This is a genomic window from Sorangium sp. So ce590 (assembly GCF_051521365.1).
Lineage (GTDB): Bacteria > Myxococcota_A > Polyangia > Polyangiales > Polyangiaceae > Sorangium.
Genome location: NZ_CP150346.1, coordinates 3831343 through 3854595, shown reverse-complemented (window position 1 = coordinate 3854595; position 23253 = coordinate 3831343). Strand labels below are relative to the sequence as shown.

15 protein-coding genes are annotated in these 23253 nt (G+C 73.1%); 9 read left to right on the top strand and 6 right to left on the bottom strand.

Annotation, left to right across the window (positions count from 1 at the left end):
• Window positions 1-12 precede the first annotated feature (12 nt).
• Together WMF28_RS14575 and WMF28_RS14570 are read right to left on the bottom strand one after the other, a co-directional pair.
• On the bottom strand, window positions 13-2229 hold the full coding sequence (locus WMF28_RS14575; protein WP_437602827.1) for a sodium-translocating pyrophosphatase: 2217 nt from the start codon (window positions 2227-2229) through the stop codon (window positions 13-15).
• A 165-nt stretch (window positions 2230-2394) separates the two neighbouring features.
• A complete protein-coding gene (locus tag WMF28_RS14570; protein ID WP_437602826.1) occupies window positions 2395-3921 on the bottom strand; it encodes a TolC family protein in 1527 nt (508 codons plus the stop codon).
• Between the two features lie 441 nt (window positions 3922-4362).
• Here WMF28_RS14570 and WMF28_RS14565 point away from each other — a divergent pair, with 441 nt between their 5' ends.
• The 5 genes from WMF28_RS14565 (at window position 4363) to WMF28_RS14545 (ending at window position 11695) form a co-directional block, all read left to right on the top strand.
• Complete coding sequence (locus WMF28_RS14565) at window positions 4363-6177, top strand: cytochrome-c peroxidase (protein ID WP_437602824.1); 1815 nt, start codon at window positions 4363-4365, stop codon at window positions 6175-6177.
• Window positions 6178-6289: 112 nt separating this feature from the next.
• Window positions 6290-8539 carry a hypothetical protein gene (locus tag WMF28_RS14560; protein WP_437602823.1) on the top strand — a complete coding sequence of 750 codons (2250 nt, stop codon included), beginning with the start codon at window positions 6290-6292 and terminating at the stop codon, window positions 8537-8539.
• Window positions 8540-8639: 100 nt separating this feature from the next.
• On the top strand, window positions 8640-10253 hold the full coding sequence (locus WMF28_RS14555) for an aldehyde dehydrogenase family protein (RefSeq protein WP_437602822.1): 1614 nt from the start codon (window positions 8640-8642) through the stop codon (window positions 10251-10253).
• Between the two features lie 24 nt (window positions 10254-10277).
• A complete protein-coding gene (surE, locus tag WMF28_RS14550; protein ID WP_437602821.1) occupies window positions 10278-11054 on the top strand; it encodes a 5'/3'-nucleotidase SurE in 777 nt (258 codons plus the stop codon).
• 38 nt (window positions 11055-11092) lie between these two features.
• A complete protein-coding gene (locus WMF28_RS14545; protein WP_437602820.1) occupies window positions 11093-11695 on the top strand; it encodes an adenine phosphoribosyltransferase in 603 nt (200 codons plus the stop codon).
• 4 nt (window positions 11696-11699) lie between these two features.
• On the opposite strand, the gene WMF28_RS14540 is transcribed toward WMF28_RS14545, so the two are convergent.
• Window positions 11700-12863 (bottom strand): hypothetical protein, encoded by a 1164-nt coding sequence (locus tag WMF28_RS14540; protein ID WP_437602819.1) that lies wholly within the window; start codon window positions 12861-12863, stop codon window positions 11700-11702.
• 226 nt (window positions 12864-13089) lie between these two features.
• On the opposite strand from WMF28_RS14540, the gene WMF28_RS14535 reads away from it, so the two are divergent.
• Window positions 13090-14307, top strand: coding sequence for an esterase/lipase family protein (locus tag WMF28_RS14535; protein WP_437602818.1), 1218 nt, complete (start codon window positions 13090-13092; stop codon window positions 14305-14307).
• On the top strand, window positions 14304-15080 hold the full coding sequence (locus WMF28_RS14530) for a uracil-DNA glycosylase (protein ID WP_437602817.1): 777 nt from the start codon (window positions 14304-14306) through the stop codon (window positions 15078-15080). Before WMF28_RS14535 ends, WMF28_RS14530 begins: the two co-directional genes overlap by 4 nt.
• Here the strand turns inward: WMF28_RS14530 and grxD are convergent.
• On the bottom strand, window positions 15077-15391 hold the full coding sequence (grxD, locus tag WMF28_RS14525; RefSeq protein WP_437602816.1) for a Grx4 family monothiol glutaredoxin: 315 nt from the start codon (window positions 15389-15391) through the stop codon (window positions 15077-15079). The two genes, WMF28_RS14530 and grxD, sit on opposite strands and share 4 nt — an antisense overlap.
• A 698-nt stretch (window positions 15392-16089) precedes the next feature.
• Between grxD and WMF28_RS14520 the strand changes: the two genes are divergently transcribed.
• Both WMF28_RS14520 and WMF28_RS14515 read left to right on the top strand, forming a co-directional pair.
• The gene (locus tag WMF28_RS14520; RefSeq protein ID WP_437602815.1) at window positions 16090-16761 is read left to right on the top strand and encodes a hypothetical protein; all 672 of its coding nucleotides are present in this window, start codon (window positions 16090-16092) and stop codon (window positions 16759-16761) included.
• A gap of 235 nt (window positions 16762-16996) precedes the next feature.
• Complete coding sequence (locus tag WMF28_RS14515) at window positions 16997-18571, top strand: hypothetical protein (protein WP_437602814.1); 1575 nt, start codon at window positions 16997-16999, stop codon at window positions 18569-18571.
• 3 nt (window positions 18572-18574) lie between these two features.
• Here the strand turns inward: WMF28_RS14515 and WMF28_RS14510 are convergent, their stop codons facing one another.
• Window positions 18575-21670 (bottom strand): hypothetical protein, encoded by a 3096-nt coding sequence (locus WMF28_RS14510; RefSeq protein ID WP_437602813.1) that lies wholly within the window; start codon window positions 21668-21670, stop codon window positions 18575-18577.
• Between the two features lie 221 nt (window positions 21671-21891).
• On the bottom strand, window positions 21892-23217 hold the full coding sequence (locus WMF28_RS14505) for a zinc-ribbon domain-containing protein (RefSeq protein WP_437602812.1): 1326 nt from the start codon (window positions 23215-23217) through the stop codon (window positions 21892-21894).
• Between the last annotated feature and the right edge of the window lie 36 nt (window positions 23218-23253).

Sequence of the window (23253 nt, the reverse complement as noted above, 5' to 3'; positions counted from 1 at the left end):
GAAGAACCGTCATCAGATGAAGAACGGCAAGAACACGATGGTCACGGCGGGGAGCATCTTGATGAGCACGTGGATCGCTGGGCCGGCCGCATCCTTGAGAGGATCGCCGATCGTGTCGCCCACGACGGCGGCGCCGTAGGTGGGGTTGTCCGCCCGCGCCCCGGTCTCGTCGACGAGGTAGCGCCCCCCGTGCGCGCCGGTAGCGATGTACTGCCTCGCATTGTCCCAGATCGCCCCGGTATTCCCCAAAAAGAGCGACCCGAGGACGCCTGCGACCGTCGCGGCCATGAGCAGGGCCGCGACTGAATCCGCCGCGACCAGAGGATTATCTTCCGTCCTTGCAAAGCGCAAGGCAAGTCCCACGACCACGGGGACCGCCGCCGAGACGAGGGCCGGCACGATCATATGGCGCAGCGCCGCCCGAGAGACCATCTCGACGCAGGGCTCGTGATCGCCGACGAAGCCCGGCGGCCGGGCCCGGGTCTGACGCCTCACCTCATCAAGGACGCGGCGGCCGGCCTGGAGCACATTGCGGATGCAGCGGCCGGCCAGCCAGAAGACCAGGAGGATCCCGACCAGCGCGCCGAGGTAGACCTCGGGCCGGTCGAGGCGCACGACCATCGCGGTCGTCTCGCCGCTGCTCGGCGCGCTCAACGTCAGCGCGCGCCGCCTGGACTCGTCGAGGTAACCAGCGACGAGCAGCAGCGAGGCGAGCGCGGCCACCCCGGCCGTGTACGCCTTCGTGAGCGCCTTGGTCGTGTTGCCGACCGCGTCCAGGACGAGGGTGCGTCCACGCACGTCCGGCCGCTCGCGGGCGACCGTCAGGGCGACGATGCCGCCCGCGTTGTCCACGATGGGACCGAACGCGTCCATGGCGAGGACGTAGCCCGCCGTGCCCAGCATCCCCATCGTGGCGACCGCGGTCCCGAACAGGCCGCCCCAGGCGAGCCCGGAGCGGGCGCCGAGCAGGTAGGAGCCGAAGGTCGCGCCGACGACGACGAGGAGCGGGAGCACCGAGCTCTCGAGGCCGATGGCGAGCCCGCGCAGCACCGCCATCGCGGAGCCGCTGCGGGCCGCCTCGGCGAGCTCGCGCACCGGGCGGTGCCGCTGCTCGGTGTAGTACTGCGTCACGTGCAGCACGCCGATGCCCGTGACGATGCCGATGACGCCGCACGCGAAGAAGACCACCCAGTGGGCGCCGAGCAGCCACTTGGCGGCCCCGGCGATGCCGACGGCGTGCAGGATGGCCGTGACGTAGAGCCCCCGCAGGAGGGCGTTGGAGGCGTCCTCGCGGTCGTCGGTCTTGACGACCATCACGCCGAAGAGCGTCGCGATGAGGCCGAACGCGCGGCTGACCAGCGGAAAGAGCACGACGGCGAGGGCGCTCGGGAGCCCGGCGTTGCTGCGGAAGAGCATGGCTCCGACCACCATGGCGCCCGCGTTCTCGGCGACGGTCGAGGCAAAGACGCCCGCCGCGCGCCCGGCGCAGTCGCCGACGGTGTCGCCGGCCAGGTCGACGATCGTGGCCGGGTTCTGCAGGTCGTCCTCGTCGAGGCCGACCTCCGCGCCCGCGAGATCGGCGCCGAGGTCGGCCGCCTTGGCGAACGTGCCGCCGCCGAGCTGCGCCATCAGGGCGGCGAAGGAGGCGCCGAGGGGGTAGCCGGCGATGACCCAGGGGATGGTCGGCGCGAGCGCGAGCGCCTCGGCCGGCTCGGACCCGAAGCCGCCGCGGAACGCGAGGACCGCGGCGAACAGGCCGCCCAGGCCGAGCAGGCTCATGCTGACGACGAAGAGCCCCGACACGGCCCCCCCGCGGAGGGCGATCTGCAGCGCGAGGTCGAGCGAGCGGCGGGCGCCGCTCGCCACGCGCACGCCGGTGCGGGGCGCGATCCAGGTGGCGACCCGGCCCGTCGCGACCGCGCTGGCCGCGCCGACCGCGAAGGAGAGCGTCAGCCAGACCCCGAGCTCCAGCGCCGGGACCGGGTTATTCTCCCCGGCGCGCCGGAGGAGGCCGTACGCGAGGAAAATGGCGCCGCCGAGCATCGCGGAGACCGCGCCGATCACGCTGCTCTGGCGGCGAAAGTACGCCTCGGCGACCCCCTGGATGATCGCGGCCACCCGCTGCATCTCGGGCTCGACCGCGGGGCGCGCGATGACCCAGCGAGCGAGGTAGACCGCAAAGGCGAGCCCGATCAGGCCGCCGCTGAGGATGAGCGCAAGCTCCGTCATGACGGGCGGACCGGGCGCGCACCGTGGACGCGCTACCTCGGCCGGTGAGGGATAGTGCGGGCGGTGCCCGCGGAAACGCCGCAGGAACCCACGCGTGCAGCGACGCACGCCTTCCCTACTCCGGCCAGGTGGGCCGTGCAAGCGAAGACGACGCGCGCAGCTCGGTCATTTCACGTCATTCGCATCGCGTCCGACCACGTGGTCCAGTCGGGTCTTTGCGGCGAGCGCGCCGACGCGCGCGTTGAGCTGCTGCAGCCGCGCGCGCGTGACCTCGGTCTCCGCGTCGACCACGTCGACGCTCGTGGCTCGCCCGGCCCGGAACAGCTCGGACCTGACGCGCATCGACTCCGCAGCCGCCGCGAGCTGGCGCTCGGCGGACTCGATGCTGCTCGCGGCCTTGCTCAGCTCGGCGTACGCCGACGCCACCTCGAGCCGGAGGGCGTCGCGCAGCACGGCCTTCTGCTCGGCGACCTGCGTGGTGCGGGCGTTCGCCTCGGCGGAGGCGGCCGCGGTGGTGAAGACGTCGTTGAGCACCCAGGTGGCGCGGACGCCGGCGGCCCACGTCATGTCGAACTGGTTCTGCGACGGAAAGACGCGCTGGTTGGGGTTCGCGTAGGTGAGGTCGGCGAACGCGTCCACGCGCGGGAAGTAGCCGGCCCGCGTGACCGCCTCGGCCTTCTCGAGCGAGTACTGCGTCTCGTCGAGGGCGCGGATCTCGAGGCGCTTCTGGAGCGCCTCCTGGAACAGCGCCGGGAGCGCCTCGGCGGGCGGCTTCGCGGGCGCGCTGCCCATCACGTCGATCCCGAGGGCGAGCGGCCTGTCCTGCGCCGCCCCGAGCGCGATCCGGATCTGGTCGTCCGCGACCAGGAGCGCGGCCTGGGCCTCGATGAGCACCTGCTCCGCGCCGGCCACCTGGGCCTCTAGCCGGAGCACGTCGGCGCGCGAGAGCAGCCCCACCTCGAAGGTGCGGCGCGCGTCCTCGACGTGGGCTCTGGCCTGAGACACCGCCTCGCCTGCAACGACGACCTGGCCCTTCACGCGGACCCAGTTGAAGAACGCGAGCTTCGCGTCGGCGGCGGCCTGCAGCGTCTCCGCCTGCAGCTCGAGCTTCTTCGCGCTCTCCGCGTGCGAAGCCGATGCATACGCCTGCGAGAGGCGGAGCACGTAATCCGAGATGGGCACGGCGAGGTTGGCCGTGAGCGCGTACGTGTTCACCGCGTTGTAGGGTTCGATAGCAGGCTGTCCGCCCGGCCCCGGAATGCTCGCGAACAGGTCGGCGAGCGGGTTCTCGACCTCGGACAGCCGGGTGTACGTCGCCGTTACCGTGACCCGCGGAAAGAAATTGACCATCGCCTGGTCGACCCTCGCCGACGCCGCGCGGAGGTCGGCCTGCTTGGCGCGGAGCGACGCGCGCGTCCGCAGCGCGGCCTTCGCGACGTCGTCCGGCGTCAGCCCTCCTGGCTGGGGCGCGAGCGCTGTGGCGAGCGGATCGGCCTTCGGCGCCGCCGGCTGGGCCGCAGCGACGGGAGCCTGCAGGGGCTGCGGCTCCCCCGGGGCGGAAGGCGCCGGCGCGGGCTGCGGGGCGACCGGCTGCGCGGCGGCGGGCTGTGCGATGAGCCCGAGGGCGAGCAGCCCGGCGAGCGTCGAAGCGAGCGAGAGGCTGCGTCGAGACGGGATTGCGGTGCTTTTCATGACCGGTCGGTCACTTATGGGCGGTGACAGCACCCGTCAAGATCGCAGGCGATCCCGCGCCATCGCGCCTCGGCGATCGCTCGCGCCACCGTCCCACGAACGTGACCGCGCAGCCTGCGCTCTCGTCCCACGACGCCCGTGGCGGCGCAGGCGCACATGAACGCGTGATGGCGCCCCGCGCTGTCCAAGACCGCGCTGGCACCATGGTCTGACGTGTTCGTCATGCCGTGCCGCACTGGGCCAGGACAGCCGGGACATGACGACCGGCTCCCGGGAGGGGGGCCCCTCGTCCAAGACAGCGTTCGTACCCGTTCACGCGCGTCGTGGACGGCAGAAATCCGTCGCTCACTCGGAGGCAACGCTTATTGCGGCGCTCGATCGAATGGAAGAACATCTCATCAAGTGGCCGCCATCTTGCTTGGCGGCTGACCGGAGGCCTCAATGCATAGACTGCTTGCATCGCGCTGCAGCTTCTCCCCGATGCTCGCCATCCTCGCGAGCGCATCATCGTTGGCCGCCTGCGCTCCCTGGGATCTCGGTGAGGACGAGCCCCCCCAGGTCGATGATCCCGGGAGCGTCGCGATCGCGGCTGAGCCGCCGCCCGCCATCAGCGGTGGGACGCTCGCCGTGAGCAGGAGCGCTGTCAGGGCCGTGGCCTCGGATCCGGATCGCGACCGGGTGTGGATCGTCGATCTGCAGGCGCAGAAGCTGACCGCGGAGATCGTGCTGGAGAAAGGCGATGAGCCGGGCCGGGTCGTCGAGGACGACGCGGGGCGGTTCCACGTCGCGCTCCGCCGTGGCGGCGCGATCGTCACGGTCGACGCGGACAGCGGGAAGATCGTCGAGCGGCGCGCGGCGTGCCCGGCCCCGAGGGGGATCGCTTACGACGCGAGGACCGACGAGCTCCACGTCGCCTGCCTCGGCGGCGAGCTCGTGACGCTCCCGGCCGGCCCCGGAGACGCGACGCGCCGCCTGCAGCTCGATCGCGACCTGCGCGATGTCGTCGTGGATGGAGAGCGGCTCCTGGTCAGCAAGTTCCGTGCGGCTGAGCTGCTCACCGTCGACGCGGACGGCAGCGTCGCGGAGCGGCAGAAGATCCCGCAGTTCAACCTGTTCGGACAGGAGTTCGTTCCGACCGTCGCCTGGCGGACGGTCGGCCTGCCGTCCGGCGGCGTCGCGATGGTGCACCAGCGCGCCCTCATCGCGCCCGTCGAGATCGTCGAGGGGGGCTACAGCTCCGGCGGATGCGACGGGAGCATCGTGCACAGCACGGTGTCAGAGGTCGGGACCCCCGATTCCGGCGACGGGCCGAGAGCATCCCCTGCCCTCCCGTCCGCGACCCTCCCGGTCGACCTCGCGGTGTCGGCCGACGGCGCATCGTACGCCGTCGTCGCGGCCGGCACGAACGAGATCCTCATCACCACCCCGACGACCTTGAACGCGAACATGGGCTTCGAGGGCGAGGGAACCTGCATCGATGCGCAGCAGCGGATGGCGGTGAACGGCGAGCCCACCGCCGTCGCGTTCGCCGGCGACGCCGTGATCGTGCAGACGCGCGAGCCGGCGGGCATCCACGTGCTCGGGATCCCCGGCATCTCCAGCAACCGCGTCATCACGCTCCCCGGGGAGAGCCGGAGAGACACCGGCCACGAGATGTTCCATCGGAACGCGGCCGGTCCGATGGCCTGCGCGTCGTGCCATCCGGAAGGCGGCGAGGACGGCCATACCTGGGTCTTCAACCCCATCGGGCCCCGGCGCACCCAGTTCGTGAGCGGCGGGATCCTCAACACCGCGCCGTTCCACTGGGACGGCGACATGTCGGGCATCGAGGCCATCATGAACGAGGTCTTCGAGCGCCGCATGGGCGGCGTGCACCAGGGGCCGCGCCGGGTGAACCTCTTCGCCCGGTGGATCGACAGCCTCCCCGCTCCGCCGGTGTCGCTGGGGCCCGACCAGGGCGCCGTGGCGCGAGGTGAAGCCGTCTTCCACGACAAGACCGTGGATTGCGCGCGGTGCCACGCGGGCGCTCAGCTCACGAGCAACGAGTCGTTCGACGTCGGCACGGGCAAGGCCTTCCAGGTGCCGTCGCTGGTCCGCATCGGCACGCGCGCGCCGTTCATGCACGACGGATGCGCCACGTCGCTGAGGGACCGGTTCACAAACCCCGCCTGCGGCGGCGGCGACCTGCACGGCAAGACGTCCCACCTCGCCGAGGACCAGATCGACGATCTGGTCGCCTACCTCGAGACCCTCTGATCCCCCGCCCCACCGGCCCCCCGGCTGGATTTTCGCCGGGGAATCTGCCCGATCGCGCCTCCCTCACCGCGAATGATGTAACGAGCGCCGAGCCGCGATATGCTGACGCGGCGTGAACGTCGCCGAAAAAGTCGCCACCCTCGAAGCGCTCCTCCAGCGGGTGCAGCGGAACACCGCTGCGCCTCGAACCCGGTCGCAGCTCCCGGTCTCCGCGGAGCTCGTCCCGCACCGCGGCGAAGCGCCCGGCGCCATCGCCACGGCGGGCGCGGCCTTGCCCAACGTCAGGTTGATCGCGCCAGAAACGTCGCCGGCGAACGAAGCACGGCCGGCAGGTGCGGCCAGCGCGGTCGCCCTGGGCGGGCCGTCCGCGCCGCGCGCCCCCGAGCCGTTCCTGGACGACGTCGGCAGCATCGACGGTTCGGGCCTGCCCGGCGATGCGCGCCAGGCTGCCGCGCCGCCCGCCGCTCAGGCGCCGCAGACCGCGGCCGGCGGGGTCGCGAGGCATCCTTCCGCGGCCGCGAAGGCGCCGCAGCAGCCTGCCGCGAAGACGCCGCCACAGCCTGCGGTGAGGACGGCCGCAGCGGCCACGCCCGCCGCGAGCGCAGCCAAGACGCCGGCCGGCAAGCCGGCGGCCGCGACCCCGGCGCGGATTCCGGCGCCGCCTCCCAGCTACCCCGGGAAGCCGGCCGCGAGGCCCGGGGCCTCCCTCGATCTCCCGCGGGGCGAAGCCCGTGACGCCGGCCCCCAGGAGACCTTCCGCCCGCCCGCGGAGCCCGCCGAGCCCAGGCCGAGAGAGGCGACCCGACCCGCGGCCAAGGTCACGGCGCCGGCCGCCAGGTCAGGCCAGGGCAGGGACGCGCTCTCTGCCGGTCCGGCAGTGCCCCCCGCCCGCGGCTCCAGTCCGCGCGCAGAAACGAAGCCGTTCTTCCCGCACGAGGACACCGCGGGAAGGAAGATGGTGGCGGAGAGCGACAGCGAGCTCTCGTTCGCGGGGCTCCTCCCCGACGAGCCGGAGCCCGCGCAGAGGTCGGCTGCAGCGCTGAAGATCCCCGTCGAGCGCAGGCAGACGCCGGAAGCCGCAGCGCACGAGGCGCGCGCCGAGCGCAGGTCGTTGCCCGACCGCGCCGAGGCGCCCGCCACGACCACGCCTGTCGGGAAGGAAGGCGCCTTCGCGCTGGACGCGGTCACGGCCCACGTGGCGTCCACCGCGGAACCGGTCACCCCCAAGGCGGAGCAGGTCACCGCGGCCACACGGCGCGCGTTCGGAGAGCCTGCCACCGAGCGCGAGCTCAGCCGCGATATGGTCGACGACGAGCCGACCGTGATCCGCGGCATGCTCGAGGACGAGGCCACCGTCATTCGCTCTCGCCCCGAAGGCCTTGAAGACGAGGAGACGGCCGTGCGATCCGCGCGGTCCGAGGCCCAGGCGATCGCTCGCTCGATCCAGGATCAAGAGACCGTCGAGGCGCCGCCGGGGGTGCTGCCCAAGGACGCGCGCGAGGAAGCGGATCGCAACTCCAGGTCGAAGCCGGTCGATCGCGATCTCCTCCCGAAGGTCATCACCAAGGACCCGCCCATCACCACGGAGAAGGGGCTGAAGCCGTCCGAGCGCGTCACCGCGCGTCCGCCCGCCGACGCAAGCGTCACCGATCGCCCGCCTCCGCGCCCGCGTTCCCGCGTGGGCATCCTCATCGCGGCCGTGGCGCTCCTCGTGGGCGGCGCAGCGGTTGCGCATCGCCTCGGGTTGTTCGGCTCCGAGCCCGCGCCCCTCCCGAACGTCGTCCCCGACACCACCCCGGGCGCAACGCAGGACGTGACGGCGCAGCCTCCGACGCCGACCGCAGCGCCGGCCGAGACCGCGGCCGCACCGGCGCCGGCCGAGACCGCGGCGCCGGCCGAGACCGCGGCGCCGGCCGAGACCGCGGCGCCGGCCGAGACCGCGGCGCCGGCCGAGACCGCGGCGCCTGCTGCGGGTAGCGCCGAGGATCTGCCGCCGAACCGTGGTCATCTCTTGGTCAACTCGCCCCAGCAGGCATCCGTGTACGTGAACGGCTCACTCGCCGGAAATACGGGAGAGACGCTCGACGTGCCCTGCGGGACGCGTTACGTGCGGCTCGGCAAATTGACGACGGAGAAGGTGTCGAGCCCCGCGTGGCTCTCCTCGGGTCAGGCGGTCATCGTCGGCTGCCGCAAGAAGACGGTCCTGTCGATCGCTGCCACCATGGCAACCCCGTCGACGGACCCGCCGGCCAAGCGGAAAGCCAACCCCGCCGGCACCGCCGCTCCTGACGACGAGGGCTCGGCGCCGGCCCCCGCCGAAGAGGCCACGCCTCCCGCCTCGACGGCCGACCCCGCCCCGTAGCAGCCCCCCGCGCTGGTCCGCTCGAGAACCCCTGCCCCCCTCGAGGGCGGCCCACACGCCCTGCAGGGGGGCAGAAGCGCGGTGCTAGGCTCGGCGCCCCATGGAATCCAAGACAGCTGCCATCGGCGAGGGTTGCGCGGCAGCGAGCGAAGCGGCGGCCTCGCCGGCGTCCGGCAGGACGGCGAGCGCTGGACCTTTCCCGACGCGCAGCCCGGCAGGAGGAGAGCCCCTCGACGCCGTCGCGGGGACAGAGCCCAGCGCCGTCGCGATGATCGTCGAGAGGGCGCGGGCGGCGCAGGTCACCTGGGCCGAGATCCCGATCCGGGAGCGGGCGGAGCTCATCGCGAGGGTCAAGCAGCGCCTGCTCGCGCGGGCCGAAGAGATCGCAGCGCTCCTGCATCGCGAGTGCGGCAAGCCGATCGAGGAAGCCGCGCTGGCCGAGGTGCTGCCGAACGCCGATCTCGTCGACTACTGGACCCTGTCCATCGAGGAGCTGCTCGACGAGTCCCCCGTCGATCTCGACGCGCTCGCCTACCCCGGCAAAGTCGGGCGCATCCGGAGGGACCCGCGCGGCGTCGTCGCGCTCATCACGCCCTGGAACTACCCCGTCGCGATCCCGCTGCGCACGATCGTGCCAGCGCTGCTCGCGGGCAACGCCGTGGTCTTCAAGCCGAGCGAGGTCACGCCGCGCGCCGGCGCGCTCGTGGCGTCGCTGTTCGACGGGCTGCTCCCGGAGGGTGTCCTCGGCGTCGCGCAGGGCGGCAGCGACGTCGGCGCCGCGCTCATCGAGGCCGGCGTCGATCTCGTCGTCTTCACCGGCAGCGTCGCCACCGGCAAGAAGATCGCCGTCGCGTGCGCCGAGCGCCTCGTCCCGACGTCGCTGGAGCTCGGTGGCAAGGACAGCGCCATCGTGCTGGACGACTGCGACCTGGAGCGCGCCGCGCGCGGCGTCGTCTGGGGTGCCTTCACGAACGCCGGACAGAACTGCGCTTCCATCGAGCGCGTCTACGTCGAACAGGCGATCGCGGATCGCTTCATCGCGCGCGTCGTCGCGCTCACCGGGCAGCTCCGGGCCGGCGTCGACGTCGGGGCGATGACGACCGCGCGGCAGGCCGAGATCGTGCGGCATCAGCTCGACGCGGCCGTCGAGAGCGGGGCGGAGGTCCTCGCCGGCGGCGCGCCGGCAGCAGGATCGCTCGCCTTCCCGCCGACGGTCGTCAAGATCGAGCGCGAGGACACACCGCTGCTCCAGGACGAGACGTTCGGCCCCATCCTCCCCGTCATGGTCGTGAAGAACGCCGAGGAGGCGATCGCCCGCACCAACGCGTCCCGCTTCGCGCTCACGACGAGCCTCTGGACCCGCGGCTACGAGCGAGCCCATGCGCTCGCGCGGCGGCTGCGCTCGGGCGTGGTGACGATCAACAATCACGGCTTCACGGGCGCGCTCCCGGCCGCTCCGTGGACGGGGACGGGCGACAGCGGCTCCGGTATCACGAGCAGCCCGCACGCGCTCTCGGGCCTGACGCGGCCGCGCTTCTTCCTCGAGGACCGCAGCAGAGCGAAGAGCGAGCTGTGGTGGTATCCTTATACTCCGGCGCTCCGGACCGTCGCCTTCGCGATGGCGCGGGCGCGAGGTGGAGCCGGCTTCTTCGGCCGCATGAGCGCCCTGGTCGAGCTCGTCGCCGCGTTCGCGAGGCGCCTGCTCGGCAGCTGATGCGGGGGCCATCGAGCGAAACGCATGCGCCCACTGATCCTCCTCTCCAACGACGACGGCTACTCGGCCCCGGGTCTGATCGCGGTACGCGACGAGCTCGCCCTGCACGCCGACGTGGTCGTGTGCGCCCCCGCGGTCAACCAGAGCGCGACGAGCCACTCCCTGAGCCTGCACCGCGTCCTCCGGCTGCAGGAGGCCGCGCCCGGCGTGTTCGCGGTCGACGGGACGCCCGCCGACTGCATCTATGTCGCCCTCCACGCCGGCACGCGCGTGCTGCCGCGCCGCCCGGATCTGGTCGTGTCGGGCATGAACCACGGGCTCAACCTGGGCTCGGACATCTTCTACTCGGGCACCGTGGCCGCAGCGCGCGAAGGAGCGCTCCGCGGCATCCCCTCGATCGCGCTCTCCGCCGACGCGGGCGCGTCGCGCCCGGCCGCGGCGGCGCTCGGCGTGAAGCTAGCCCTCGCCCTCCACCGCGCCGCCAGGCCGGAGGGGCGCCGGCCGGCGCCGCTGCTCAACGTCAACATCCCCGCGGGCAGCAGCTGGCCCGTGCGCGCCACGCGCATCGGCGCGCGCCTCTACACCGAAGAGGTGATCTTTCGCCGGGATCCCCGCGGGCACGAGTACCTCTGGATCGGCGGCGCAGGCGTGCGCCACGACCTCGTCCCCGGCTCGGACACCGAGGCCTACGACGAGGGCGCCGTCAGCGTCACCCCGCTGACGCTCGACCTGTTCGCGGCGCAGCACGAGGGCGTCGCGCTCCAGCTCGCCGCGGAGCTCAACGACGGTCGCACCGACTGACGGCGCGCGCGTCGCCCTGGCAGCGCTTTCCGGCTCGGGTGCGCTCGCCTACGCTCGGCGCCATGTTCAACCACGACGCCCTGCCCTCCGAGCACGCGCTCCGCTACCTCAAGGCCCGCCTCCGCAACGTCCCGGATTTTCCGAAGCCGGGCATCCTCTTCAAGGACATCACGCCGCTCCTCGCCGACCCGCGGGCGCTCCACATCACGCTGGATCTCCTGGCCCAGGGTTACATCGGCGAGCACGTCGACGTCGTGGTCGGCGTCGAGTCCCGGGGCTTCATCTTCGGCGGCGCGCTGTCGGCCCGGCTCAACGCGAGCTTCGTGCCCGTGCGCAAGCCCGGCAAGCTCCCGGCCGCGGCCGATCGGGTGGCGTACGCGCTCGAGTACGGCACGGCGGAGCTGGAGATGCACAAGGGGTCGATCAAGCCCGGGGCCAGGGTCCTCATCGTGGACGACCTGCTCGCGACCGGCGGCACGGCCTCGGCCGCCGCGGAGCTCGCGCGCAATCAGGGCGGCGAGGTCGCCGGCTTCGCCTTCGTCGTCGAGCTCGACTTCCTCGGCGGCCGGGCGCTCCTCGCGCAGCGCGCCGGCGACGCGGCCCGGGTCTACTCGATCGTGCACTTCGCCGCGGGCGAGTGATCGTTCAGTCCTGCCCCACGCCGACCTGCAGCTTGCGCGCGACGATGCGGCTCGCGCTGGTCGCCCGGGTCGGCCCGCCGACAGGGAACGTGATGACGACGGCGCCCGCCCCGCCCTTCGTGATGCCGCCGCCGTGCGCCCCCACGAGCTTACCCAGGCTCGCCGCGTCGAGCGAGGCGCCGGCGCCTCGCAGCGCGTCGATCGGCCCCGCCCCTCGCAGCGCGGCCAGCGCCCCTCGATCGACCGCCGGCATCTCGGCGAAGACGCCGGACGCATAGACGAGCGCCGTCGCCGCAGCGGCCGGATCCGGGCCGCGGAACCAGGCGCCCGCGTCGTGATAAGGCAGGTGCGCGCAGCGCGCGTACAGGGCGCCGAGCTCAGCGGACGCGCCATCGGCCATGCGGTCGGCGAGCGCGACGAAGCGCGCCCGGAGCGCGGGATCGAAGTATGCTCGCGCGTACCCGCTGGAGAACCGCGCGGTGATCGCGCGCCACGACGGCGAGCGCCCCGCCTCCTCCTCGTCGAACCCGGGGACGATCTCGACGAGCCCGTCGGTGACCGCCGCGAGCTCGGCGTCGGCGGCCGCTGTCAGCTTCCCCTGGGAGATGAACGCGCCCAGCCCCACGGACTCGGCGGACAGGGCATCCTGCCCCGCGGCACCGGCGGCGGCCTGCGCCGCGCCGCCGCGGGGCGTCGCCAGCCAGAGCTCGGCGACCCAGCCAGCGAGCTCGAACGGTCCCATCGACGCGCCCGAGTAGATGCGCTTGCGCGCCGCCTCACAGGTGCGCGCGTTCCGCGCCGCGTCCTCGCCGACGTCCGTCTCCGGCGCCGCCGGCAGCGTGGCCGGCGTCTCCCGCGATCGAAGCAGGCGCACCGCGACGAGCACGCCGACGACCGCGAGCAGCACCGCGCCGATCGGGATCACGACGTGCCGCACCGGCCGGATCGGCACGGTCGGCGCCGGCGGGGCCAGCGAGCTGACCGCGCGGTGCGCCTGCGCGAGCCGCCGCGCCAGGTCGGACGCCTTGCGCGTGCGCAGGTCCCGCGGCAGGAGCGGCCACTGCTCGACCAGCTGCTCCAGATCGATCGCCACCGGCGCCCCGCGCCCATGCAGCGCGATCTGCCTTCCCTGGACGCTCACCGCGCCCGAGGTTCCGAACAGGCCCAAGGCCTCCTGTACAGCCGCTTCGATTTCCCGCGCGCTGGAGTCGTCCACGATCGCAGGTTACCCGGATTTGCGGCCGGCATGCCGCCGCTTCTTCGCGGAGGGCGCGGACGCGGACGCGGACGCGGACGCGGCCGGCGGCCGGGCAGCGCGGGAAATGCCGCGGAGGGGCGATGAAAATGGCACATTCTCGCGCGTGCAGAAGACGCGCGTCTACCTATCGCCAGGCATGTTCGGCTTCGCGACCCTCGCCTCCCTCGAGTACTTCGAGCATTTCATCCGAGCGCTCGAGGAGCGCTTCCGTGATCGCGGCCGCATCGTCGAGATCCACGTCTGCGAGGTGCATCCGACGGCCTCCATCCTCCGCCGCGCCGCGAAGCTCGCCCGCCTCGTGGACGAGAGCGCCGGGGACGACGATGGCCCGATCCACATCGTCGGCCACTCGACGGGAGGCCTCGACGCCCGCCTCGTCGCCTCACCCACGGTGCGCCTGCCCGGCAACGCGCACCGCCGGCTCGGTTGGACGATCCGGCTGCGGTCCGTCACCACGATCAACACGCCTCACTTCGGCACGCCGCTCGCCGCGTTCTTCGCCACGGTGAGCGGCCAGCGCCTCCTCTACGCCATCACGGCGCTCACGGTGGCGGGCCTCAAGCTCGGCGCGCCGCCGCTCGCGGCCGCGTCTGCGCTCGTCGCCGCGTTCGGCCGGGCGCAGCTCGGCTTCTTCGAGATCGAGCTCATCGATCGCGCGATCGAGAGCTTCATCCGCGTGCTCGACGACGCCTCGAGCCGCGATCTGCGCGCCTGGTTGAAGCTCCTGCGCGACGACCAGGGCGCCATCGTCCAGCTGATGCCCGAGGCGATGGACCTGCTCCACGCCGGCCTGGTGGACCGCGCGGGCCTGCGCTACCAGAGCGTCGCGACGTACGCGCCGCGCAACGCCGTCCGCGACTGGGTGTCGGCGCTCCGGTCGCCGTGGGGCGCGATGTCGGCCGCCATCTTCACTGCGCTCTCGAACATCACGGCGCGACTGAACGAGCACTACCCGTGTCGCTCGCATGACGGCTCGATCGAGCAGAAGCTCGCGCGCCTCCTCGGCGAGCTGCCGCCGCCGGACGCCAACGACGGCGTGGTCCCGCTCGCCTCGCAGGTCTGGGGGGACCTCATCTGGGCCGGCAAGGCCGACCACCTGGATATCGTCGGCCACTTTCCGGGCAAGGGCGGGCACATCGACTGGCTGGCGAGCGGCGCGCGCTTCAATCGCCTGCGCTTCGACGCGGTGCTCGACCGGATCGTGACCGGGATGGTGGCCGGCGAGCAGAGCAGCGCGGAGCGCGCGGCGGCGCCGCCGCGCCCGGTCGTGGAGACGCGCGTGGTGGAGCGCGATCTGGTGGACATGGCGCAGGGCGGCGCCTCAACGGGATCGAGCGGAGAGCCCGCCGCGTGAGCGGCGGCGGCGCAGCGCGCGCGCTCGAGCAGATCGCGACGGAGCTCGTCGAGTGCCGTCGGTGCCCGCGGCTCGTGGCGTGGCGCGAGGACATCGCGCGGGAGAAGCGGCGCGCTTACCGGGACCAGACCTACTGGGGTCGCCCCGTGCCAGGCTTCGGCGATCCGGATGCGCCGCTCGTGATCGTCGGGCTGGCTCCGGCGGCGCACGGCGCGAACCGCACCGGCCGGATGTTCACGGGCGATCGCTCGGGTGACTTCCTCTACGCGGCGCTCTTTCGCGCGGGGCTCGCCTCGCAGCCGACGAGCACCGCGCGCGACGATGGGCTCTCGCTGGAGGGCGTGTTCATCACCGCCCCCTGCCACTGCGCTCCCCCGGACAACAAGCCGATGCCCGCCGAGCTCGCGGCGTGCCGCGGCTGGATCGAGCGAGAGCTCGCGGCCCTGCAGCGCGCGCGCGTCTACCTCGCGCTCGGCAAGATCGGTTACGACGCCGTCGGCGCGCTCGCCCGTTCGCGCAGCGCGTCCGCCGCCGGTGAGGGCGCGCAGCGCGGCGCCGACGCTGCCCCGCACCTCCCTCCGTTCGCGCACGGCGTGGAGGCGCGCCTCCCCGACCCGCGCGGCGGCGCCGGGGAGGCGCGGCTCTTCGGCAGCTACCACGTGAGCCAGCAGAACACCCAGACCGGGCGGCTCACCGGCGACATGTTCGACGCGGTCCTGCGCCGCGCCCTGGAGGCAGCGGGGCTGCGTGCCCTGGAGCGATCCGGAGGCTAGCCCTGCTTCGACAGGATCTTCTGCAGATCACCCGACTGGAACATCTCCATCAGGATGTCCGAGCCGCCCACGAACTTCCCGTCCACGTAGACCTGCGGGATCGTCGGCCACTGCGAGTAGTCCTTGACTCCCTGGCGCAGCGAGGGGTCGCTCAGAACGTTGACGTCTTTGAACTCCACGCCGCACTTCTTCAGGATGTCGACGGCCCGGGCCGAGAAGCCGCATTGCGGGAAGGTCTTGGTGCCCTTCATGAAGAGGACGACGCGGTTGCTCTCGACGGTATCCTTGATCGCCTGGTGGATGTCGCTCATGGCTCGTTCCTGATCTCCCGCCGCGAGCGGGATCGCCCGTTGTTCAATCTACAGGGAAGCGGCGCGTGCCTGCCGGACCGCGCATGGGCCGGCCGGCGGGGCTCGCGCCGGTATCGGCCTTGGATCGCCAGGCGGACCACGTGACCGCCGCGCCCCGGACGCGCAGTTGTGGACCGGGTTTTTGGTGTCGCCTTTCGCCCGCGTCAACTGGGCGAAAGCGCCGCAGGGCTTCCAGTGCGGTGAGATAGGGGGCCGGCGCGCGCCTCGCGGGCGGATGCGACGACGGCAGGGTGCCTCCTTATCGTTCAACACAGCGGGGCGATGAGCGGCGGCGCGCTGGGACGCCAGGCGAGCTCAGCGCATCCGGCGAGGGTCGAACGGCCGCAGCCAGGGAGGCCGGGGGGCATCGTCGACGCGATGCGGTGCCCTCCTCTCTCCGTGGGCACGGGAGACGCACGCCGGTCGGCAACGTGCTCCTCGGTCCGCGGCCCAGCCGCGGCGACCTCCGCTCTCCCCTGGCTCTGCACGCTTCAGCCTGGCCGCACCTCAGCGTCTGGCCTCGCGCCGCCAAGTCGTTGTAGAACACGCCCCCACCTCAACCGTCTTACCGCCCGTGACCAGCGGCCGTGAGCCGCCGCGGGTGCGGCGAGCGTCCCAATGTCGTGGCCTCACCCCGCACAACCCTGAAGGAGCCTCGTATGCGCTTGTACGTCCTCATCCCTGCGGCCCTGCTCGGCCTCGCGCCCCTCGCCTGCGGAGGCAGCGACCCGGAGCCGAACAACCCGTCGCAGATGCAGAACCAGTACGGGGCCCCGCCCGGCCAGTACCCCCCCGGGCAGTACGCTCCGACCCCCCAGCAGCCGGGCCAGTACGGTCAGACGCCCCCCCAGCCGGGATACACGCAGCCTGCCCCCACGACCCCCACGACGACCCCCGCCCCGACGCAGACGGGCACGAGCACCGGGCAGGCGACCCCGATCGCGCCCGCGGCGGTAAGCGCCGCGACCCCGGTGCTCACGGCCATGGCGGCCTCCGAGGTCCAGGGCATGCAACCGGAAGGCGGCGCTTTTGCCGGGCAGTTCCAGGACGGCCAGACGCTCGAGCAGCCGTTCAACATCCAGCCGGGCAAGTGCTACTCGGTCATCGGCGTGGGCCTCGGCATCCAGGAGCTCAACCTGCAGATCGTCGCGCAGCCCGCGCCGATGCTGCCGCCGGTGGTGCTCTCGCAGGACAACACCACCGGACCGAACGCCACGCTCGGCGGCAAGGGGCAGTGCTTCAAGAACCCGCTCCCCGTCGGCGGCCCTGCGAAGGCCGTCATGACCGTCCGGGGCAGCGGCCTCGCCGTCGCCCAGATCTACGTGAAGTAGCCGCATCCCGCGGCTCGACGCCGCCTGCCACGCATCCCGCGGCCCCGCGCGGCGCCGCCGTTCGCGCCTCGCGAGCCCCTGGCGTCGCGGCGTTGCTCGCGGGCTCGTCCGGTGTGCGCCCGCTGACCTCGCGCGCCGACGCTCGGCAGCGTCGCTGGCCACGGCTCGCCGGGTGAGCCGCCATGCGCTCGGCCCTCGGCTTTCCGCCGGGGGAGGTGCGAGGTACACTCCACGGGTGAACTTGCCTTCGAAACACTGGGCGCTCCGGATTTTTATGGTCGGACTGGCGTCCTGCTCGCTTCGTCTGACCGACGGGTCGGCAGAGGACGCCGATGTTCCCACGGATGTCCCTCGGCCGGGAACGCTGGCGTTCGAGCAGCAAGGGACGCTTCAGCTCGTGCCGGGGGAGCTGCGCACGCTCTGGATCCGGGGCAAGCCGCCCGCGCCCTACGAGATCAGCTTCACCCTCCTCGGCGAGGCCGCGGGCGCGTGGGTCGACCGCACCACGGCCATCGCGGACGCCAACGGCAGGGCCTCGGTCCAGCTCCACGCCTCGAACCTGGGGAGCACGTTTCGACTCCGCGCCGCCACGAAGGATGGCCCGGCCGCCGAACTCGGCGTGTCGGTGAGCGCGGAGGGCTTCGGCACGCTGCGCGTCATCCCGGTTTACCAGGGCACGCGCGTCGCGAAGAGCTGGACCGCGAGCGTTGTCGCCGAGTCCACATGCGAGGAGCTCGCAACCGCAGCGCCCCAGGCGCCCATCGGTGCGCTCGTGGCGCACGGCGGTCCGGACGAGCCGGTCGTCGTCGAGGGCGCTCCTGTGGGGCCGAGCCTCACCATCGCGCTCCACAGCGGTCGGATCATGTGGGGATGTGTGGGCGAGCGGGAGCTGCAAGCCGGGTCCGCGCGCGACGTGTACGTCCCGATCAGGGACCTGCCCATCCACCTGGCGGCGACGCACCTGAACACGAAGCTGACGCTCGTGACGGACGATGGGCTGAACGCGTTGCTCGAGGCGGCGACCGAGCAGCTGCTCGACGCCTTTTTGCCCGCCGGCGCGGAAGCCGCGTCCCTGCTCGACGCCATGCAGCGCGCGGCGCCGTCGGTGCAGGCAGGCGCGTTCGCTGCGCAGCGGGTCGAGCGCGGCTGGGACGCGGCGGCGCAGGCGCACCTCGCCGCGCTCCCGATCCCCCTGCGCAACAGGTGTCGTGCATGGGCCCGCGCCGGGCTCGCGGATACGCCGCTCGCGATCGACGGCCATCTGAGCGGGCTGGAAGAAATGCCGGGAAGCGCGCTCTTCGAGGCGAGCTGGCTCGGCAGCGTCACCGCCGACAGCGCGGGCGTACCGCCAGAGCAGCTCATGTCGTGGACAGCGGATCCCGGCGATGTGCTCCGCCTCGCCGGGACGCTCTCGTGGGTGCCGAGCGGTTACATCGGCGGCGCGGCCGGGCTCGGGGCTGCAGCGGAGACAACGGCGGAGTCCGTCCCTGCGGCGCTCGCCGACGGAGCGGAATGCTCGGCGCTCGGCGAGCTGCTCGGCGGCTACGCCGGCTGCAACAGCGACTGCATGGCGATGCTCTGCGCAGGCGGGCTCAAGCTCCTCTGGCGCGAGGGCATGGACGCCTCGGAGACCGCCGGGCTGATCGGCGAGATCGTCGTGAACGCCTCGGGGCCGGCGCAGGTCAACAGCGCCGCGGCGCCGATCGCCTGGACGGCAGACTGGCTCGGAACCATCCGCTACGGAGACGGCGAGGAGGTGAGCGTCGAGGGGCAGGTGAACGCGGTCTCCACCGACGCCATCGCAAACTAACGCTCACCTGGCAGCGTCCTTCGGCTCGCAGCGCAGCCGCCACCTCCGGCCCGTCGTCCGCTCGGTCGCCGCGAGCGGGATCGCCCCGGCGGCGATATCGAGCTGCTTCTCGGGCGCCTTCGAGAAGGTGCCCTGCAGCCTCACCGACATCGCCTCGACGCACGCGCTGCCGGGATCCAGGCGAAGCCGGAACTCGGCGCCATCGACGGACGGATAGCTGCCGCCGAGATCGAAGCTCGGCGAGCCCTCCAGGCTGGTGTCGAGCAGCCAGCCGTCCTGACCCGGATGACAGCGGTCGAGCGGCGTGTCCACGAGATCCTTGCGGCCGAGCGGCACCGCCTCGCCGAGCGCGCCCGTGTCGCGATCGATCGGGAGCACGTGCCAGGAGCCGGCGCGCACGCCAGGGTCCGGGGCCGTCGAGATGAGCAGGCCGACGCCGCCGCCCAGCACACGCCGGACGAGGCGCGGCGGATCGACGCCGTAGCTCGTGCGCCCAGGGCGATGGTAGGTCGCCAGCTGCCGCGCGATCCCGAGATCGGCGCGCCACAGCGCCACGGCTTCGTACGAGCCGCCGGGCGTCACGAAGAACCAGGTCTCGCCGAGCCGGACGGCGCCGTTCGGGAACGGCCGGAGGAAATTGCCGGCGCGGCCGGCGCTGTCGCGAAACGGAAGGACCGACAGCCCCTCGGAGACGGCGAACAGGTTGCATCCAGCGCCCCGACACACGTGGGTCAACGCAGCCCGTCCGCCGGGATCGAGGTACGCGCCCCAGGAGGCAGTCCCGTAGTTCGCCACCCCGAGCGCCTCGGCGGCCGACGCCTCATCCGACCACGGTGAGGCGCTCACGCCGCTGGAGCGCACCCCGCCCTCCGGGTCGAAGCGGTCATCGAAGCGGATGAGCCATCGCCCAGCGCGCGCCCAGTCAGCGCCCCGCTTGCCCCACGCGTAGGCGCGCATCGTCACGATGTCGTACGGGGCTCCGTTGTCGAAGCCGATCTCATCCGCCCCGAGCGCGGGCGGCGGGGTGTTGCGGAACGGAGCCCACGCGGAAGCCGCCGTCGCCTTGGACACCGAGCGCGCGGCCGACGGCGCTGGCCGCACGGCGGGCGCGGCGCGCGCGGCCGACGGCCTGTCCGGCAGCGGCGGGGTCGAGGAGCCGAGCGCCTCGCAGCGCATCCCGATCGGGCTCCCCGCGCGGAGCGGCGTCTGAAGCACCGGCGGCGGCTTCGCTTCGGCGAGATCGTCCGGCACCGTCGTCTTCCCCCAGCCGACCCGGATCCAGCCCTTGAAGACGCAGCCGACAGGGCCGCACGCGCGCGTCCGGGACGCCGCCCTGTCGTCGTCGCGCTCCGGCACCTCGATCGAGCGCCACGTCATGCCGCCGTCCGTCGACTCGGCGGCGAGCTCGCCCTCTCCCAGGGAGAGCGCGAACCGTCCTGACAGGAGCGCGCCCGTACCGTCCTGGCGCGGCGCGCCGGCGGTCACGTTGCCGCTCTTCACGTCGATCCGGACGCCCACGATCGGACCGCCGGCCTCCACCCAGCCGCCGAGCACGCCAGGCTCCCGCTCCTCGAACCCCTCCAGCCACATGCCGCGCTGCAGGTCGCGGACCGTGCTGCGGGGCTTGGTCGGAAAGATCAAGGGGACGGCCGTAACGTCGCTCCCCTTCAGCAGCGTGAGCTGCCCCGACACGCCGGGACGAGGCGGCGAGAGGACGGCGACCCGGCCGTCCGCGAGCGCGACGACACGCTCGATGCCGATGTCTCGCGCGGGCGCGCGGACGTGGATCTCGCGGGCGCCTCCCTCGGCGGCGACGATGCAGTACGCGCGGCCGTCCCGCACATCGCCGTCCTCACCGCACGAGCCGCGGATCACCAGCGCGCCGTTGCCGCTCGAGGCCACGAAGCGAGGCTTGTCGAAGCGCATCAGCCGGCGCATGCCGAGCGGCGGCTGGAAGGCGTAGAGCGTCGTCGGCCCCTCGCGCTCGCCGCAGACGAAGCCGAACGATGCGCCGGTGCGGATCGCATGGCACGTCGCCTCGCGCTCGGGGTAGGCGTCGGGCGCGACGTCCACGACCGACCCATCGCGCAGCGACACGCGCGCGAGGGCGCCGCCGCGCGCCACCACCGCGGTCGAGCTCGAGTCGGGCCACCCGTCCTCGACCGCGGTGCGCAGCGCGCGCCGCCCGAACGGCCCCTGGGCGCGCGCCGGGGGCTCCTGCACATCGTCCGACGCATCGAGGGTCCGATACGTCACGCCGCCGCGGGCATCGACCGAGTAGAACCCGTTCGCCGTCATCACGGCCGGGTCGCCGCCGATGATGCTCACGGAGGTCGGCCGCGCGTCGATCTCGACCTCACGCCACGTGGCCCCGGCGTCGAAGGTGACGAGCAGGCCGCGCAGATCGGCCTCGACCACGGCGCGCCAGCCGTCGGCGAACGCGAGCTGGCCGTAGGCGCTCGCCGGCGGAAGCGGGCCGAGCGGCATCGCCGCGCCCGTCTGCGCGTCGATCGCGAAGAGCCGATGGCTGTGCGAGAGCCGGGCATAGAGGCGATCGAACCCCGCGATGATCTCGTTCGCCTCCGACGGCAGCTGGACGAGCGGCTCGAGCGGGGCGAGCCACGACTGAGCTCGCCAGAGCTGCGCGCTCCCGCGGTTCGACGCGTAGAACAGGTAACCGCCGCCGAGCCGCGTCGGGAGCTTGAGCGCGGTGACCTGACCCGACGGCAACAGGTCAGCGGCGCGCTCGAGCGATCCATCGTCGCGCGCGATGACGCGCATGCGATCGATGAGCACCCGCTTGGCCCCTGCCTCGCTGGCCACCACGCCGCGCTCTCCGACGAGATCCGGGAGCAGCAGCGACGGCGTGACCATCGTCACGAGCGCCCCCCGCGCGGCTAGGCCGCCCGGCGCCGAGAGCGACGCCTGCGCAGCGCCGCCGTGATCGCTCGACGCCTGCCCTCCGGCCGACGCGATCGCCGCCTGTCCGCCGCACCCTGCAGCGCTCACGCCGAGGAGCAGCGTCATCGCGAGGAGCGGCGCAGCGCGCGGCGTCCACCGAGGAATCGGCGCGTGCAGCCGCCCGTCGGGCTCGGTCATGACGGACGATGCTAGCGCGCCCCCCGGGGCGCCGCACCGTTCTTGCTGCCGTCCGCTCGACGGAGGCAGCCACGGCTCATCTCGTGCGTGGTCTGGTCCGTCGGCTCGCGGCGATCGCGTCTCGCGCGGCCAGCGCTGGCGAGTCGCCAGCCGCAGGAGCGCCGCTCACCCGGCGAGGCGCTCCGGATCACAGCGGGGCCTGACGACAGGCCCCCGCGCGTTCACTTGCCCTTGGCGGAGCACTGCATCGCGCACATCAGATCGCCCACCGCGCACCCGCAGCCGCCGCGCTTCGGGGCCGGGGCGGCGGGCGTGGGAGAGGCCGCGCCGGACTGCTGCGCCTTGCCCCCGGTGCTGCCGCTCGCCGGACGCGCCGGCCTCGATCCCGCGCGCGCGCCCGCTGCCGCCGGGGCGGCGGTCGGCGCCGCGGTCGCGACCGGCTCCGCCGTGGCGCTCGCGATCGCCGTCGCGGTGGGCGCCGGCGGCGGCTCGGGCTCGGGGGGCGCCGTCGTCGCCGGGGCCGCCGCCACGGGCGGCGTGATCTCGGCAGCGGTGGGCGCCGGCGCTTCGCCGCCGCCCTTCATCAGGAGGAAGACGCCTGCGATCGCGATGCCCGCGATCGCGATGCCGGCGCCGATGATGATCGGCGCCCGGTTCTTGGCAGGGGCATCGACGGTCGGCGGCGCGACGGACGGCGCCCGCGCCGTGGTCACGATGGGCGCGCTGAGCTGGAACAGGCCGCCGTCGCTGGCGACGATGCTCGCGACCGGCGACGGCGCTCGGACGCCGGCCCCCGAGGCGAGGGCCTTCAGGTCGATGAGGCCGGAGTCGTCCGAGGCGCTGACGGCCGCCCGTGCCGGAGCAGGGGCGGCCTTCGCCGTGAGGGCGCTCAGCGAGAACAGCATCGAGTTCTCGTCGCGCTGGCCAGGAGCAGCGCCGCTCTTGAAGAGCGGAGCGCTCGTGGCCACGTCGTCGGAGCTGGGCCGGTGCGCCTCGGGCCCCGGGCTCGCGCCGAAGAGGTCCTGCGTCGGGCGCGCCGGATCGCGGCGCACCGCCGCCGCGCGAGGAGCGGCCGCCGCGACCGCCTCGACCCCCGGGGACGTCGGACCGACCGGCGCGGCGGCGCTGGGCACGGACTGCGACTGCACGGGCGCCGAGTCCTGCGCGGCCACGGAGGCCGGGGCGCTGCCAGCGTGCAGCGCCGCGACGATCGTGTCGACCTGGCCGAGCGGCTGCCAGTCGGCCATCCCGTCCGCCCAGATGTACGTCTCGGCGTTGATCGTCCCCGCCTGATAGCTGGCGACGATCTCGGCCACCGTCATCGAGCGTTGATCGCCATCCGCCACGTTGACCAGGTACGTGGTCCCGTCGGCCGGAATGCTCGTGCCGGAGACCGGATCGGCGACCCCGCCGCTGGTCGTCACGCCCGAGCTGTTCACGAGGATCGTGGCGCCGCATTTGCGGCACTTGATCTTGACGGTTCTGCCTTGGACCTTCTCGTCCGAGACGGTGTATTTCGACTGACAGGACTGGCAGGTGATCTTCATTGGGGGCTGGCCCGCAGGGGTGTGGTGCCGGCGAGG

Bases quoted from the DNA above. Each gene is read 5' to 3' on its own strand.
- WMF28_RS14575 (WP_437602827.1), bottom strand. From the start codon at position 2,229: ATGACGGAGCTTGCGCTCATCCTCAGCGGCGGCCTGATCGGGCTCGCC.
- surE (WP_437602821.1), top strand. From the start codon at position 10,278: ATGCGCCCACTGATCCTCCTCTCCAACGACGACGGCTACTCGGCCCCG.
- grxD (WP_437602816.1), bottom strand. From the start codon at position 15,391: ATGAGCGACATCCACCAGGCGATCAAGGATACCGTCGAGAGCAACCGC.
- WMF28_RS14510 (WP_437602813.1), bottom strand. From the start codon at position 21,670: ATGACCGAGCCCGACGGGCGGCTGCACGCGCCGATTCCTCGGTGGACG.
- WMF28_RS14535 (WP_437602818.1), top strand. From the start codon at position 13,090: ATGTTCGGCTTCGCGACCCTCGCCTCCCTCGAGTACTTCGAGCATTTC.
- WMF28_RS14570 (WP_437602826.1), bottom strand. From the start codon at position 3,921: ATGAAAAGCACCGCAATCCCGTCTCGACGCAGCCTCTCGCTCGCTTCG.
- WMF28_RS14520 (WP_437602815.1), top strand. From the start codon at position 16,090: ATGCGCTTGTACGTCCTCATCCCTGCGGCCCTGCTCGGCCTCGCGCCC.
- WMF28_RS14565 (WP_437602824.1), top strand. From the start codon at position 4,363: ATGCATAGACTGCTTGCATCGCGCTGCAGCTTCTCCCCGATGCTCGCC.
- WMF28_RS14555 (WP_437602822.1), top strand. From the start codon at position 8,640: ATGGAATCCAAGACAGCTGCCATCGGCGAGGGTTGCGCGGCAGCGAGC.
- WMF28_RS14505 (WP_437602812.1), bottom strand. From the start codon at position 23,217: ATGAAGATCACCTGCCAGTCCTGTCAGTCGAAATACACCGTCTCGGAC.